The organism is Komagataeibacter oboediens (assembly GCF_003207815.1).
Lineage (GTDB): Bacteria > Pseudomonadota > Alphaproteobacteria > Acetobacterales > Acetobacteraceae > Komagataeibacter > Komagataeibacter oboediens.
The window spans coordinates 1-12,558 of record NZ_NKTX01000061.1 but is presented as its reverse complement, the minus strand read 5'-3'; the positions used below and the strand labels follow the sequence as shown (position 1 = coordinate 12,558).

Genomic DNA, 12,558 nt, shown 5'->3' with positions numbered 1-12,558 from the left:
GGGCAATACCAGTCCATGCCACCATTCACTCCATCTCTTCGCAAAGACGGATGAATCACAACATGCTGGTATTGTTCAAAAACTTTCGGATCAGGCTCTTAAACCTATCTGGAGATGACATATGCCGTGCTTATGACGGACTGACGCCATCAGGGGAGAGGTCGCCTGAAAAAGGGGAACTGCCAGCAAGGATGCCCGCATTCGGGATAATAGGCATCTCAGGTCGGGACGGCTTCGAAGGTGTATTGGACTTGTGACGGATTTGTGCCGGTTAGCAAGCTTCGACCACACCATCTCGAACGGGTTTGGCTTTGGCGGCATTAACGCATCCCTCATCCTGCGGCGCTGGAAGCCCTGAGTTGCCCCCCCGCCGGCGGCCCTGCATGCTGTCAACCCGTCGGCGCTGGTGTGCGCGTCATTCAGTGAGGCGGCGGCACAATGGCCAGTTGCGTCCGCACACTCGGGCGTTCCTGCATTCTGGCATACCAGGCGAGAAGGGCCTCGCATTCCTGCGGAACAGGCATTTTTACGGCTGTAGCGAATATGAAACCCCCGATGACGGCGATATCCGCCATCGAGAAAGCATCACCTGCAATGAATGGCTGCTTTCTTAAAACCCCATCAAGATAATGCATCCCGCGTAGCGCCCGGTCCCGCTGGCGCAATCCCCATTCCCGGTTCTGGTCGCGTTCCACATCGGGGCCGAGACCGGGTGTCGCATTATGAAAATAGACGCTGATCGCATCCAGCATCTCGATTTCGGCGCGTTTTGTCATCATGTGGATTACGCCTTTCTCAAGCGGCGTTCGTCCGGTCAGCGTGGGTTCTCCCACAAGTGCATCGAGATAGACCGTGATGGCCGTGCATTCCGCAAGACAGGTGCCATCCCCAAGTTCGAGGACCGGCAGGGTTCCCGAATAATTTTTGGCCAGAAAGTCGGCTTTCCTATGTTCGCCTTTCCACAGATTGACCGGCACGAATTCGACATCAGACAGGAGGTTTTTTTCAGCCAGGGCAATCCGTACGCGGGCCGGATAGGGGCCGGTGGGCCAGTCATAGATTTTCATGGGCGTAACCTCGTTGCCATCGGACGTGAGGGTATCGGGCGTCGTGTCATTTATCTACCTGCCAAATGGTAGGTAGGCGAAGGGTATGACTTCAAATCCCAGCCGTCAACGTCTATCTATCACTTGGTAGGTAAGTCACAGGCAGATGATGAGCATGACGATAAGTTCCAGTTCAAGGGAGGCCATCCTGACAGCCGCAAGGCGGGCCGCACAGATGCATGGCTATAACGGCCTGAATTTCCGTGACCTGGCAAAGGAAGTCGGCATCAAGGCGGCCAGTATCTATTATCATTTCCCCAGCAAGGCCGATCTGGGTGCTGCGGTTGCGCGGCGGTATTGGGAGGATATCAGGGCCGCACTTAATGCCATGCAGGCAGAAACCACCGATCCCCGCCTATGCCTGCGCCGTTATCCTGAGATGTTCCGCCGATCGCTCGAAAACGGCAACCGCCTGTGCCTGTGCAGTTTCATGAGCGCGGAATATGCGGATCTGCCTGATGCCGTCAGGCATGAGGTTCAGACTTTTGCCGATATCAATGTCGCATGGCTGGATACGGTTATATCCGCGATCGATCAGGCATCTCCACACAACACGGGTCGGGCCTCTGCCATCTTTGCCGCAGTGTCCGGTGCGCAGCTTATGGCCAGAAGCCGCGCTGATATTGCACTGTTCGACGAGATTATTGACAGTTATTGCAGGAGTGGACTTCTGGGATAATCTCAGCGTGGATTGCGCGCGTGGCATGGCGTTGCGTCGCCGGGCACAGGCAACTTCCTCCACGATAGGTCACTTTCGGCATAACTGCCTGCAAACCACGAAAACTGTCCGGATCGACCTGCTTCAGCACAGGTATTGCAACCGACACACCATGGTATGACCTGATGGTTCCCCCAACAGGTCTGTGCGCGACAGATGAAATCCTGACCAATGGAGTGACCTGATGCCTTACTCGTCAATCCACGATCTGCCAGACCGGGTCCGTCTGCACCTGCCTACTCATGCCCAGGAAATTTTCCGGGCCGCATTCAACAATGCCTGGACCGAATATGGCGCGAAAGGTGAAGACCCCGAGGAAGCGGCCAATCGCGTGGCGTGGGCGGCTGTGAAGCGTAAATACGTCAAGGACGGTAACGTCTGGGTCGCACGGAACGATGCCTGACGGGTATCATCCGTTGTCATGCCCGCTAGATCTGTAGTGTTTCAGAAGCATCTGCCTGTACTCTGGAGGAACGTATTACTCACGCGAACTAGTCAAACAGATCAACTACACTGCCGGGTGCATCCGGTCCAAAAAACAGCTCCAGATTCTGCGCGGACCGGCGCGCCACTTCATGGCTTCGTGGAAAAAGTGCCGCCTCATAGGCCGCTGCGGCCGCGTTCATGTCATCTGGGCGGGTGATGAGCGACCGACCGAGTTCCGCGCCGTCATACAGGGCAAGATTGGCCCCTTCTCCCGCGAACGGGGACATGAGATGTGCGGCATCGCCAATCAGGGTCACGCCGGGTCGATGCGGCCACCGCAGTCCGGGCGGCAGGGCATGGATCAGGCGGATCGCTGGATCGGCAATACTGTCGGTAATGAAGCGTGTCAGGTGCGATGCCCAGCCCGTAAACTGCCGTGCAATAATACTTAATCCCTTGCTGACATTGCTAAAATCAACCGATCTTACCCATGTTTTCGGCCGGTTCAGCGCCACATATCCCGTCACACTTCCATCGGCATTGCGATGCACGATGATGCCCTTGCCCGGTGCCACTGCCATTAGGGTGCCTGTGCCGATCACCGCGCGGTGTCTATCGGCAACAGGGCAGGCAATCTCGATAAAGCAGGTGCCTGAATAGACGGGCCGGGCAGGGGTGAGAAGCGGACGGACTTTCGACCAGGCACCATCTGCACCGACAAGCAGATCCGCTGTGGTTCTGGCACCATTGGCAAAAACAATCTCATGCTGGCCGTTGGCAACTGGCGATACAGACATGACCTTATGGCCCCACCGGATCGCAGCAGGGGGCAGGGACGCGATCAGCATGCGGCGCAGTTCGCCCCGGTCAACTTCCGGGCGCGGGGACAGGGTCTGCCCCGACCGGTCGAACAGGATGGTCCCGTTCCTGTCCACAATGCGCTTTGCATCCTCACCCGGACGGACAAGGTGGCGGAAATCATCATGCAGGCCCGCCGCCTTCAGCGCGCGCTGGCCGTTATGTTCATGTATATCAAGCAGACTGCCCTGTTTTCTGGCGGCAGGCGACGTCTCGGCCTCGTAGACCGTGGCTTCGATCCCGTGCAGGTGCAGGATACGGGCTAGGGTCAGGCCACCAGGGCCAGCCCCGATTATCGCAATGGTCCGTTGCATGATCGCGCTCCATGTAACGCATCAGCATCTGCCAATGCGGGCTGTGTTTTTCGGAGACGCTGGCCAATCATGCCACGGCATGAAGGGCGTATGTGCGACAGCCTTGGAGCCTGAAAGTGGGCCACGGACAGTCGTTTTTCGCGAGGTCTGAGCGTTACAGCAGACGGGACGTTCCCGCAAGGAATGGCGGCAGGATGTACCCGTCACGCAGGGCGACGGTCATTCCGCCCGCCAGAACGCTTCCGCCTGATTATGATGCCGATGTCCGTGATCCGGCGATGAGAATATCGACCAGACGCTTCGCACTGGTCTCCCAGCCGGGACCAGCGGCGTAGTTCGAGACCCCTGCCAGGGCGCGGAGCAGGTCAACCGGCTCGATATCCGTGCTGATGTCGCCACTGGCAACGGCAGCAGCCACAAGCCCGTCGATCGCACCCTGCAGGACCGTGCCGGACTGGGCATAAAGTGCGCCCGTGCCGCCTGCCAGGCCGTTGAGGGCAGGGGCAATCACCAGCTTGGCGGCAATATAGTCAACAAACAGCCGCATCCACGCCCGCAGAGCCTCCACTGGCGGATGCTGCGCGGCAAGGACCGGTGCGGCATCGGCAAGGCGGTCGAGTTCAGCGCGATAGACCGCCTCGATCAGCGCATCGCGATTGGGAAAATGGCGGTAAAGCGTGCCGATTCCCACCCCTGCACGCCGGGCGATCTCATCCAGCGGGATATCGACTTCCCCCGCCGTGAACGCAGCCTTGGCCACGTTCAGCAGGTTTTCCCTGTTGCGCTGTCCATCGCTGCGCGGTCGGCGGCGCGGCTTTTTTTCGTCGGTCACCGGTTTCCCTCTTGTTAAACGGAGCATACCTCCGAATATAACAAGCGGAGCTACACTCCATATAACATCCCGCAGGCCATTTCGGCAAAAAACGGATGCATCCTTTCAGGGAGTTCCCCCCATGACACAGTCTTTTGGCGCAAGCTCGACAACGGAAGATGTCCTATCCGGCGTATCGCTGAAGGGCAAACGCGTGCTTGTAACCGGCGTTTCTGCCGGTCTGGGCGTTGAAACCGCGCGTGCCCTTGCAGCCCATGGCGCCCATGTGGTGGGTGCCGCGCGCAATCTGGAAAAAGCAGAGCAGGCCACCACGCAGGTCCGCGCGGATGCGGCGCGTGGAGGCGGAAGCTTCGAACTGGTCGCCCTGGACCTCGCGGACCTGGGTAGTGTCCGCGCCTGCGCCGATCAACTGAACGCAACCGGCCTGCCTTTCGATCTGGTGATCGCCAATGCGGGCGTGATGGCGACGCCATTCGGCCATACGAAGGACGGGTTCGAGACGCAGTTCGGCACCAATCATCTGGGACACTTTGTCCTCGTTAACCGCATTGCATGGCTGATGCGCGCCGGTGCCCGGCTGGTCAACGTATCCTCGGCCGGACATCGCTTTGCGGACGTTGATCTGCAGGATCCGAATTTCGAGCATACGCCGTATGATCCGTTCATCGCTTATGGCCGTTCCAAGACAGCCAACATCCTGTTTGCCGTCGCCTTTGACGCACGGCACCGCGCGCGCGGCGTGCGCGCAACAGCGGTGCATCCGGGTGGAATTCTGACCGAGCTGACGCGTTACATGCCAGCAGGCGGCATTGAGGCGATGGTGGCGCGGATCAATGAACAGGCTGCGTCTGAGGGAAAACCACCATTCCAGTTCAAGACCATTCCGCAGGGGGCGGCCACGGCAGTCTGGGCAGGCGTAGTGGGGACGGCTGATGCCGTCGGCGGTCATTACTGCGAAGACTGCCACGTAAGCCCGGTCGTGCCCGATGACCAGCCGATCAGTCTGGTCAGTGCGGGCGTGCGGGCCTATGCATTAGATCCCGTGCATGCCGAGGCGCTGTGGGCCAAAAGCGAGGAAATGGTCGGGGAAAAATTCTCCTGAGTCACCCCTGTTCCTGTTTGTGGCATAATGGACGTTCCTGACGCCCCGACAGACATTTTACCGATATGAATGGCCTGGACGCAGGGGGATGGAAGATGTCTCCCTGCGCTTCCGTGCGAGGATATTGAATGCGCCTTGTTGTTTTCGGCCTGCCCCTTCTTGTCGTGATCCTGAACTGGCTCTGGCCGTTACCGCTTCCGCTGGGGTTGAAGGTGATTGCTGCTGCTCTGGTGGTCGTGGCTGCACTTTACCACTATTGGTCCCGGCTTTCCTCGGGTTCGGTCTTCGCGCCAGAATTTCCCCGGCCTGTTGTCATCCTGTTCAACTGGGCATTCGGGGCGATCGCATTTCTCATGCTGTTCCAGATCGCGCTTGATATTGGTGCGCTGCTGGTTGCGCTGGTAACGTGGCAGCCGGTGCGTATCTCGGTCGCGGCGCGGGCGGCCGTGGGTGGCCTTGCCGGGATGCTTTCCGCCATCGGCGTTGCCAATGCGCTGCGTGTGCCGCCAGTCAAGGATGTAAGCGTGACCATTCCCGGCCTGTCGCCAGCATTTGACGGCTATCGGCTGGTTCAGTTGACCGACATGCATATCAGCCGGCTGTTTCCCGCCCGATGGGCAAGGGCAGTCGTGGAGCGTACCAACGCGGCCGGGGCCGACATGATTGTCGTGACGGGCGATTTCATTGACGGCTCGGTGGCCATGCGCCGTGCCGACGTGGCACCGCTTGCGGGGCTGCATGCGCCGAACGGTGTTCTGGCGATCCCGGGAAACCATGAATATTTCTTCGATTATGGCGAGTGGATGCAGCACCTGTCAGAACTGGGTTTTCACATGCTGCTGAACCGCCATGCGGTCATCACAAGGGGAGGCGCCAGGCTGGTCATTGCAGGCGTCACCGACCGGTCGGCACCCGGGCATGGACAGGCTGGCCCCGATCTGGCTGCGGCCCTTGCGGGGATTCCTGTCGGTGTCCCGGTCGTGCTGCTCGATCACCAGCCCGGTGATGCGCGTGAAGCTGCCGCACAGGGCGTTGCCCTGCAACTGTCGGGCCATACGCATGGCGGGATGATTGTTGGCCTCGACCGTCTTGTTGCACGCGGCAATAACGGATTTGTTTCAGGCCGCTATGATCTGGGAAACATGATGCTTTACGTCAGTAACGGCACCGGGCTGTGGCCGGGATTCGCGCTCCGGCTGGGTAGGCCATCCGAGATCACCCGTTTCACTCTGCGTGCGGGATGAGAGAAGGAACCCTATCCTGTTCTGAAGAATGTCAATATTCCAATGCGCTTCGCCGACTTTCCTGTATCGTTCGGGTAATGGATCCTTTCCGTCACCAGCGCTTTGGGGAAATCAGGCGGGTTGCTTGCTGCCATGGCGCAGATGGCGGCCTCCCGCATGGCCAACAGACACATGCCAAGGGCCGCGAGAGCCGTCGCCCTGCCGGTCCTGCTCGCTCCGCGTCTCGGGCCCGCCGTGGCAGGCACAATCCTCTCGGTCGCGTCATGGCGATGGATTTTTCTGCTTAACCTGCCCTTCGGGCTGCGGACTTCCGCGCTGATCGCGTTCCTGTAACGGCACCGACCATGTGCGGCAGACCGCCGGACAGGCGGCGCTACCGCTGTTCATCCTGCATTTCCACTCCGCGCGGCAAAAGGGCGATCATGCGCTGATCGATCTGCGGCTATTCCGCGTGCCGCCAGATAAACCAGCGTGACGGGTTTTGCCCCATGATGTTGTGAAACGATCGACTGAAATGAAACCGGCTCATCCCACACAACCCGGCCAGAAAATCGAGATCGAAAGGTTCGGCGAGATGGACCTCCATATGATCAAGTGCCTTCCGAAGATTCCACGCTGGCAGCTGTGCAGTTTTGGGCGTGGAAGTAGAATGTGTATTTGCATAATGGCGTAGAAGGTAGACGGTCAGGCTTTCCAGAAGTCCGTTCACAAATAGAGAACTGGCCGAGTGAGGTGTCTGGATCCCAGCCGTCAGGCCTGTCAGCACACCAGATATGAATGCGTCCTGAACACCGGAAATGTCACGCATGAAGGGTCGGAAGGAATTAAGCCCTAACGATCAGGCAGCCCGGTTCACCAGAGTACGCCCCAGATAAAGATGCAGGACCTTAAACGGGCAATCCGGATCAGCCTTCCAGCGCATGAGGTAAGGCGCATCGGTCCGTGTCAGGAAAAACGATCCGGACCAGGACTTCTGCCCTGCTTCGATCCGCTCGCAATAAAGATTGGTACAGCCTACTTCTTTATGGCCGTTTCCCATTGTGGGCGAGACCGGGCACGCATCATTGTGCTCGGCCTCGCCTGTTTCGTCAGAACGCCGCGTCGATATCGACCACATTGATCAGTTTGTGGTTGATGAACTCCTTGATGCCAAGACCAATCAGTTCACGGCCATAGCCCGAGTTCTTGATACCACCGAACGGCAGGTCGGCCTTCGGCGACAGCGGATGATTGATGAACACCATGCCTGTGCGAATGGCGCGTGCCACACGTGCACCGCGTGCCTCGTCCCGGGTGAAAACCGAGCCACCCAGCCCGTAGGGGGAGTCATTGGCGATGCGGATGGCGTCCGCCTCGTCCTTTGCACGGTAGATCTGGGTCACGGGGCCAAAGAATTCCCAGTGGCGGGCCGCATTCTTCCCATCAAGGTTGGACATCAGCAGCGGCTGGAAAAACGCGCCCTGTTCGGGCACCGGCGCACCGATGATTTCAACCTTCGCCCCAAGGTCCATCGCCCGCGTAACCTGATCGCGCAGGTCGTCTGCCGCGGCCTGTGACGACAGGGGGGCAAGGGTTGTGGACGGGTCCATCGGGTCACCGGCCTTCAGGGCGGCAACACCTTCCTTGTAAAGGGCAAGGAACTGGTCATAAACCGCATCCGCCACGATCAGGCGCTTGGCCGAAACACAGACCTGACCGGCATTCCAGTGACGGCCGATTACCGCCCAGCGGGCTGCCTTTTCCACATCAGCGTCATCCAGAACGATGAAGGCATCCGCGCCGCCCAGTTCCATGGTCGCCTTTTTCAGCGCCTTGCCTGCAATGCCGGCAATCACGGTGCCAGCCCCTTCCGAACCCGTCAGGGCGACACCACACACGCGCGGGTCGTTCAGGATCATGGCGGTATGGGGGCGGGCTGCATACAGGTTGCGGAACAGACCCTTGGGCAGGCCCGCTTCGGCCATCAGCGTATCAAAGGCTGCAGCGCACTGCGGCAGGTTGGATGCGTGCTTGAGCAACACGGCATTACCGGCCGAAAGCTGCGGCGCGATGATGCGCACGACCTGATAGAAGGGGAAGTTCCACGGTTCGATCGCCAGCACGATGCCCAGCGGTTCGTGAACCAGAACGGGTTTGCCTTCCGCCGGGTTGGCGACGGGCAGGATTTCCGGCTTCAGCAGTTCTTCGGCGTGGTTGGCATAGTATTCGAAGATCTCGGCGGAAAGAATGACTTCCTTCTTTGACTCCTCGAACAGCTTGCCCATTTCCAGCGTGCCAAGGCGGGCATATTTGTCAATGTCGCGGCGCAGGATGGCAGCCGCCGCGTTCATGACCTTTGCCCGGTCGGCAAAGGACGTGTCACGCCAGCTTTCAAAAGCGGCATGCGCTTCGGCCAGTGCGGTCTGTACTTCCGCATCCGTAGCATCGGGGAAGGTGGCGACAACTTCGTTAGTATAGGGATTGGTTGATGCGTAAGCCATTTTGGATATCTGTCTCTTTATTCAGCCAGTTGGGGTCGGGATACGGTCTGGGGCCGTATCCCGGGTAAACTTTCGGTATGGATCAGGCGGCGGCCTCAAGGATGCGGCGGCTGACATCCAGCGTGACATCACCGTTTTCACCCAGATGGGTCATGCCGTGATCTTCAAGCTGCCTGACCAGATCGTTGATGCCTTCCGCCCCGATATCGTAAGCAGACAGGCGGGTCGGCACGCCAAGATTTTCGAAGAACTCTTCGGTCTTGCGGATAACGGCATCGATCCGTTCGTCTTCGGTGCCTTCGGTCAGGTTCCAAACCCGTGCGGCATACTGCAGCAGCTTGGCGCGCTTTTCGGCGCGGCGTACCTTCAGCAGGGCAGGGAATACCATGGCCAGCGTGCGGGCATGGTCGATGTGGTATTTCGCCGTGATCTCATGACCGATCATGTGCGTGGTCCAGTCATGCGGCACGCCCGCACCGATCAGGCCATTCAGCGCCAGGGTTGCAACCCACATGAGGTTGGAGCGCAGGTCATAATCGTCTGGCGTGGCAATGATACGTGGCCCGATTTCCACCAGGCTGGACAGCAGCCCTTCGGAAAAGCGGTCCTGCGCCATGCCATCGACCGGATAGGTCATGTACTGCTCCATCACATGCACGAAGGAGTCCACGACACCGTTGATGACCTGCTTCATCGGCAGGCTCATGGTGCGCATGGGGTCCAGCACTGAAAAGCGCGGATAGACCAGCGGGTTGGAAAACAGCAGCTTGTCGCCTGTGGACTGGCGCGAGATCACGCTCAGGCAGTTCATTTCGGACCCGGTGGCGGGCAGCGTGACAACGGTGCCCAGCGGCAGTGCCGTCTTTGCCGCTTCTCCCTTGCTGACCAGAATATCCCACGGCTCGCCTTCATACGGCACGGCGGCGGCAACGAACTTGGTGCCGTCCATGACCGAGCCGCCACCCACGGCCAGCAGAAAATCGAGATTTTCCGCCCGCACCATGGCCACGGCCTTCATCAGGGTTTCATAAGTCGGGTTGGCTTCAATGCCACCAAACTCACGGAAGGTCCGGTTGCCAAGGGCCGCACGGACCTCATTCAACGTGCCGCTGCGTTCGGCGCTGGAGCCACCATACAGAACGAGCACGCGGGCCTCGGGCGATAGCTGTTCATCAAGACGGGCAATCATGCCTTTGCCAAACAGAACCCGCGTGGGGTTGTAGAATTCGAAATTCTGCATTTTTGCACCTATTGGACCGGTCGTATCTATTGGACCGGTCATCTATTAAAATCGTAGGACAGGCCGTTGGCGGCATGTCCGGCACGCTAGATTTCCAGAAGCCGCCTGCTTGCCTCCCAGGCATGATCAAACGGCGGAGAACTGTGGGTGATCTTCACCATAAGCGTTGACCCCAGCCAGAGCTGGTAAAGGGACGCCGCCAGCATCAGCGCGGGCTGTGTGCTGGCAATCGATCCCTCTTCCTGTCCTGTAGCAATTACTTTACTGATCCGGTCAATGACAGTACGGGTGCCAACATCCAGAATGGCGCGCATCCGTTCGGACAGGTCCGATACTTCGGCCGCAAGCTTTACGATCAGGCATTTGTTGCCGATCTGGCCTTTGATATGGGTATCGCGCCAGAACTGGCAGTAGCGGGTGATCCGCTGTGCGGCGTTCTCATCGTCGTTGCCCAGGATGTCATCCATCTTTATCAGGTAATCGTCGATATAGGTCTGGAGCAGGGCCTCGCCAAAGGCTTCCTTTGATTCGAAGTAATGATAGAACGACCCCTTGGGAATGCCCGCGACATCAAGTATCTGCGCCAGACCAACGGCCGAGAAACCACGCTGGCCGATAAGCGGCCGGGCCGCTTCCAGAATGTGCTGCCGGGCAGCGCGATGTTTCTCTGCAATCTTCATGGAAGTCTATATACGGGTGACTGGTCGGCGTGTCCAGACAAAAATTAGACCGGTCGTCTCTTTTTTGTCTGCTGCCTGCTTCCTGACCGGACGAGGCGAGGGGGCGCGCGCCATAGGCCACCGCCGTTTCAATCTGGCCCGGCACCATTTTCAGCGCGCTTTCGCTACATAGATGGCCTGGCGTTGTCTTTTCCTCCATCGGATTGTCCGGCACCTTTTGCTGTCACCTCATCAAAGGCTACAAGGTCACACCCGAACATCGTTGAAATACGATACGGTCTCGTATATATACAACCCGTAACGGCTGCGTCATGCCGCCGGGTTCAGGAAATGACTGGGAGTGGTCGGTATCCATGCAAACCAGACATACTGGCAGTGAAGGCGTGGGCCATGTGCAACATCCCACCTTCCTCGCCACCATTTTTCATCCTGTAACGCAGAGGACAGGTAGCGCACCGCCAGCCCCGCAGGTCATGCCCGCCACTAAAAAACCGGGGAGTTATCCTGGCCTGATCCTGCTCTGCCTGCTACTTCTGCTCTCAGCCTGCCACAAGAAGGCGCCGGTGGAGGAAATCCGCCCCGTCCGCTCCGTCATTGCCGAACCCATATCCAACGCAAGTGGCGAGGTGGTGACAGGGCAGGTCGCCGCCCATCAGTCCATCAACCTCGCTTTCCGCCTGGCCGGCAAGGTGGTGGAGCGTTCCGTGTCCGCAGGCAGCGTCGTCCATGCGGGGGACGTGCTGGCGCGACTGGATGACACGGTGCCACAGCAGATGCTGCGCACGGCGCTGGCGGAAAACGCCACGGCAAAAGCGGCGCTGGAACAGGCTGCCCCCCTGAAGCAGCGGGCCGCAGCCCTGCTGCCGGTGGAGGCCATTTCACGCAACGATTATGACGACGCGGTGCGCCGCTACAAAACCGCGCAGGACCAGGTGCAGGCCACGCAGGCGCAGGTACGCGTGGCGCAGGAACAGCTTGGCTACACCCGCCTGATGGCGCCCGAGGACGGCATCGTGACCGACCGGCTGGTGGAAGCAGGCGAGGTGGTGTCAATCGGCACTCAAAAATAACCCCTGATCGGCATGCAATATTAACCCCCTGTTGAAGGCCCGGCCTGTCTCCTGAAGCCGTAGGCGTAAGGAGACAGGCCGGGGCAGGTATGGATCTGGAGAGAGGTTCAGTTACGGTTCCTGAACCGCCAGCTTTCGTTCCCTGTCTCGATGATGTCGCAGTGATGGGTCAGACGGTCGAGCAGTGCCGTGGTCATCTTGGCGTCGGCGAATACACTGGCCCATTCACCGAAGGACAGGTTCGTGGTGACAATGACCGAGGTCTGTTCATAAAGGCGGCTGATCATATGGAACAGCAACTGCCCGCCAGACTGGGCAAATGGCAGATATCCCAGTTCGTCGAGGATGACAAAGTCCAGTCGGCCGAGTTGTTCGGCCAGCCGACCCGCCCTTGCCGCCCGACTGTCAGCCTCAAGCCGGTTGACCAGGTCCACCACGTTGAAGAACCGGCCACGCCGACCTGTGCGGATGCAGCTCCGGCCAATGGC

At 59.3% G+C, this 12,558-nt stretch carries 13 protein-coding genes and 2 pseudogenes; 7 read left to right on the top strand and 8 right to left on the bottom strand.

From position 1 onward, the window contains the following. A partial coding sequence (locus tag CFR80_RS19610; protein WP_220032746.1) for a hypothetical protein occupies positions 1-257 on the top strand: 257 nt, incomplete at its 5' end. A gap of 162 nt (positions 258-419) precedes the next feature. Here the strand turns inward: CFR80_RS19610 and CFR80_RS14570 are convergent. Further along, the gene (locus CFR80_RS14570; RefSeq protein WP_010516326.1) at positions 420-1,067 is read right to left on the bottom strand and encodes a glutathione S-transferase; all 648 of its coding nucleotides are present in this window, start codon (positions 1,065-1,067) and stop codon (positions 420-422) included. 154 nt (positions 1,068-1,221) lie between these two features. Between CFR80_RS14570 and CFR80_RS14565 the strand changes: the two genes are divergently transcribed. Continuing rightward, a complete protein-coding gene (locus tag CFR80_RS14565) occupies positions 1,222-1,785 on the top strand; it encodes a TetR/AcrR family transcriptional regulator (RefSeq protein ID WP_232275958.1) in 564 nt (187 codons plus the stop codon). A 223-nt stretch (positions 1,786-2,008) separates the two neighbouring features. Beyond that, positions 2,009-2,227, top strand: a complete 219-nt coding sequence (locus tag CFR80_RS14560; protein WP_010516322.1) for a ChaB family protein — start codon at positions 2,009-2,011, stop codon at positions 2,225-2,227. An 88-nt stretch (positions 2,228-2,315) separates the two neighbouring features. On the opposite strand, the gene CFR80_RS14555 is transcribed toward CFR80_RS14560, so the two are convergent. Then, positions 2,316-3,422 carry an FAD-dependent oxidoreductase gene (locus CFR80_RS14555; protein WP_010516320.1) on the bottom strand — a complete coding sequence of 369 codons (1,107 nt, stop codon included), beginning with the start codon at positions 3,420-3,422 and terminating at the stop codon, positions 2,316-2,318. 250 nt (positions 3,423-3,672) lie between these two features. Beyond that, entirely contained in the window at positions 3,673-4,254 is a 582-nt protein-coding gene (locus tag CFR80_RS14550) for a TetR/AcrR family transcriptional regulator (protein WP_010516318.1), read from the bottom strand. A 121-nt stretch (positions 4,255-4,375) separates the two neighbouring features. Between CFR80_RS14550 and CFR80_RS14545 the strand changes: the two genes are divergently transcribed. The 3 genes and pseudogenes from CFR80_RS14545 to CFR80_RS19930 all read left to right on the top strand — a co-directional run. After that, positions 4,376-5,356: an SDR family NAD(P)-dependent oxidoreductase gene (locus CFR80_RS14545; RefSeq protein WP_010516316.1), complete on the top strand. Its 981-nt coding sequence runs from the start codon at positions 4,376-4,378 to the stop codon at positions 5,354-5,356. 128 nt (positions 5,357-5,484) lie between these two features. Continuing rightward, a complete protein-coding gene (locus CFR80_RS14540; protein WP_010516315.1) occupies positions 5,485-6,600 on the top strand; it encodes a metallophosphoesterase in 1,116 nt (371 codons plus the stop codon). A 105-nt stretch (positions 6,601-6,705) separates the two neighbouring features. Continuing rightward, positions 6,706-7,057 (top strand): annotated as a pseudogene (locus tag CFR80_RS19930) (DHA2 family efflux MFS transporter permease subunit); the annotation flags it as partial. Here the strand turns inward: CFR80_RS19930 and CFR80_RS14530 are convergent. The 4 genes and pseudogenes from CFR80_RS14530 to CFR80_RS14515 all read right to left on the bottom strand — a co-directional run. Beyond that, positions 7,046-7,564: pseudogene (locus CFR80_RS14530) on the bottom strand (AraC family transcriptional regulator); the annotation flags it as partial. The pseudogenes CFR80_RS19930 and CFR80_RS14530 overlap by 12 nt on opposite strands. A 124-nt stretch (positions 7,565-7,688) precedes the next feature. Beyond that, positions 7,689-9,080 carry an NAD-dependent succinate-semialdehyde dehydrogenase gene (locus tag CFR80_RS14525; RefSeq protein ID WP_010516308.1) on the bottom strand — a complete coding sequence of 464 codons (1,392 nt, stop codon included), beginning with the start codon at positions 9,078-9,080 and terminating at the stop codon, positions 7,689-7,691. 82 nt (positions 9,081-9,162) lie between these two features. Then, a complete protein-coding gene (locus CFR80_RS14520; RefSeq protein ID WP_010516306.1) occupies positions 9,163-10,320 on the bottom strand; it encodes an iron-containing alcohol dehydrogenase in 1,158 nt (385 codons plus the stop codon). An 86-nt stretch (positions 10,321-10,406) separates the two neighbouring features. Then, complete coding sequence (locus CFR80_RS14515) at positions 10,407-11,000, bottom strand: TetR/AcrR family transcriptional regulator (RefSeq protein WP_010516304.1); 594 nt, start codon at positions 10,998-11,000, stop codon at positions 10,407-10,409. A gap of 353 nt (positions 11,001-11,353) precedes the next feature. Here CFR80_RS14515 and CFR80_RS14505 point away from each other — a divergent pair, with 353 nt between their 5' ends. Next, positions 11,354-12,070, top strand: coding sequence for an efflux RND transporter periplasmic adaptor subunit (locus CFR80_RS14505; RefSeq protein ID WP_258367831.1), 717 nt, complete (start codon positions 11,354-11,356; stop codon positions 12,068-12,070). Between the two features lie 107 nt (positions 12,071-12,177). Here the strand turns inward: CFR80_RS14505 and CFR80_RS14500 are convergent. Further along, positions 12,178-12,558, bottom strand: a 381-nt coding sequence (locus CFR80_RS14500) for an ATP-binding protein (protein ID WP_181418227.1), incomplete at its 5' end; no start/stop codon positions are given.

Bases quoted from the DNA above. Each gene is read 5' to 3' on its own strand.
- CFR80_RS14570 (WP_010516326.1), bottom strand. From the start codon at position 1,067: ATGAAAATCTATGACTGGCCCACCGGCCCCTATCCGGCCCGCGTACGG.
- CFR80_RS14565 (WP_232275958.1), top strand. From the start codon at position 1,222: ATGACGATAAGTTCCAGTTCAAGGGAGGCCATCCTGACAGCCGCAAGG.
- CFR80_RS14560 (WP_010516322.1), top strand. From the start codon at position 2,009: ATGCCTTACTCGTCAATCCACGATCTGCCAGACCGGGTCCGTCTGCAC.
- CFR80_RS14555 (WP_010516320.1), bottom strand. From the start codon at position 3,422: ATGCAACGGACCATTGCGATAATCGGGGCTGGCCCTGGTGGCCTGACC.
- CFR80_RS14545 (WP_010516316.1), top strand. From the start codon at position 4,376: ATGACACAGTCTTTTGGCGCAAGCTCGACAACGGAAGATGTCCTATCC.
- CFR80_RS14540 (WP_010516315.1), top strand. From the start codon at position 5,485: ATGCGCCTTGTTGTTTTCGGCCTGCCCCTTCTTGTCGTGATCCTGAAC.
- CFR80_RS14525 (WP_010516308.1), bottom strand. From the start codon at position 9,080: ATGGCTTACGCATCAACCAATCCCTATACTAACGAAGTTGTCGCCACC.
- CFR80_RS14520 (WP_010516306.1), bottom strand. From the start codon at position 10,320: ATGCAGAATTTCGAATTCTACAACCCCACGCGGGTTCTGTTTGGCAAA.
- CFR80_RS14515 (WP_010516304.1), bottom strand. From the start codon at position 11,000: ATGAAGATTGCAGAGAAACATCGCGCTGCCCGGCAGCACATTCTGGAA.
- CFR80_RS14505 (WP_258367831.1), top strand. From the start codon at position 11,354: ATGCAAACCAGACATACTGGCAGTGAAGGCGTGGGCCATGTGCAACAT.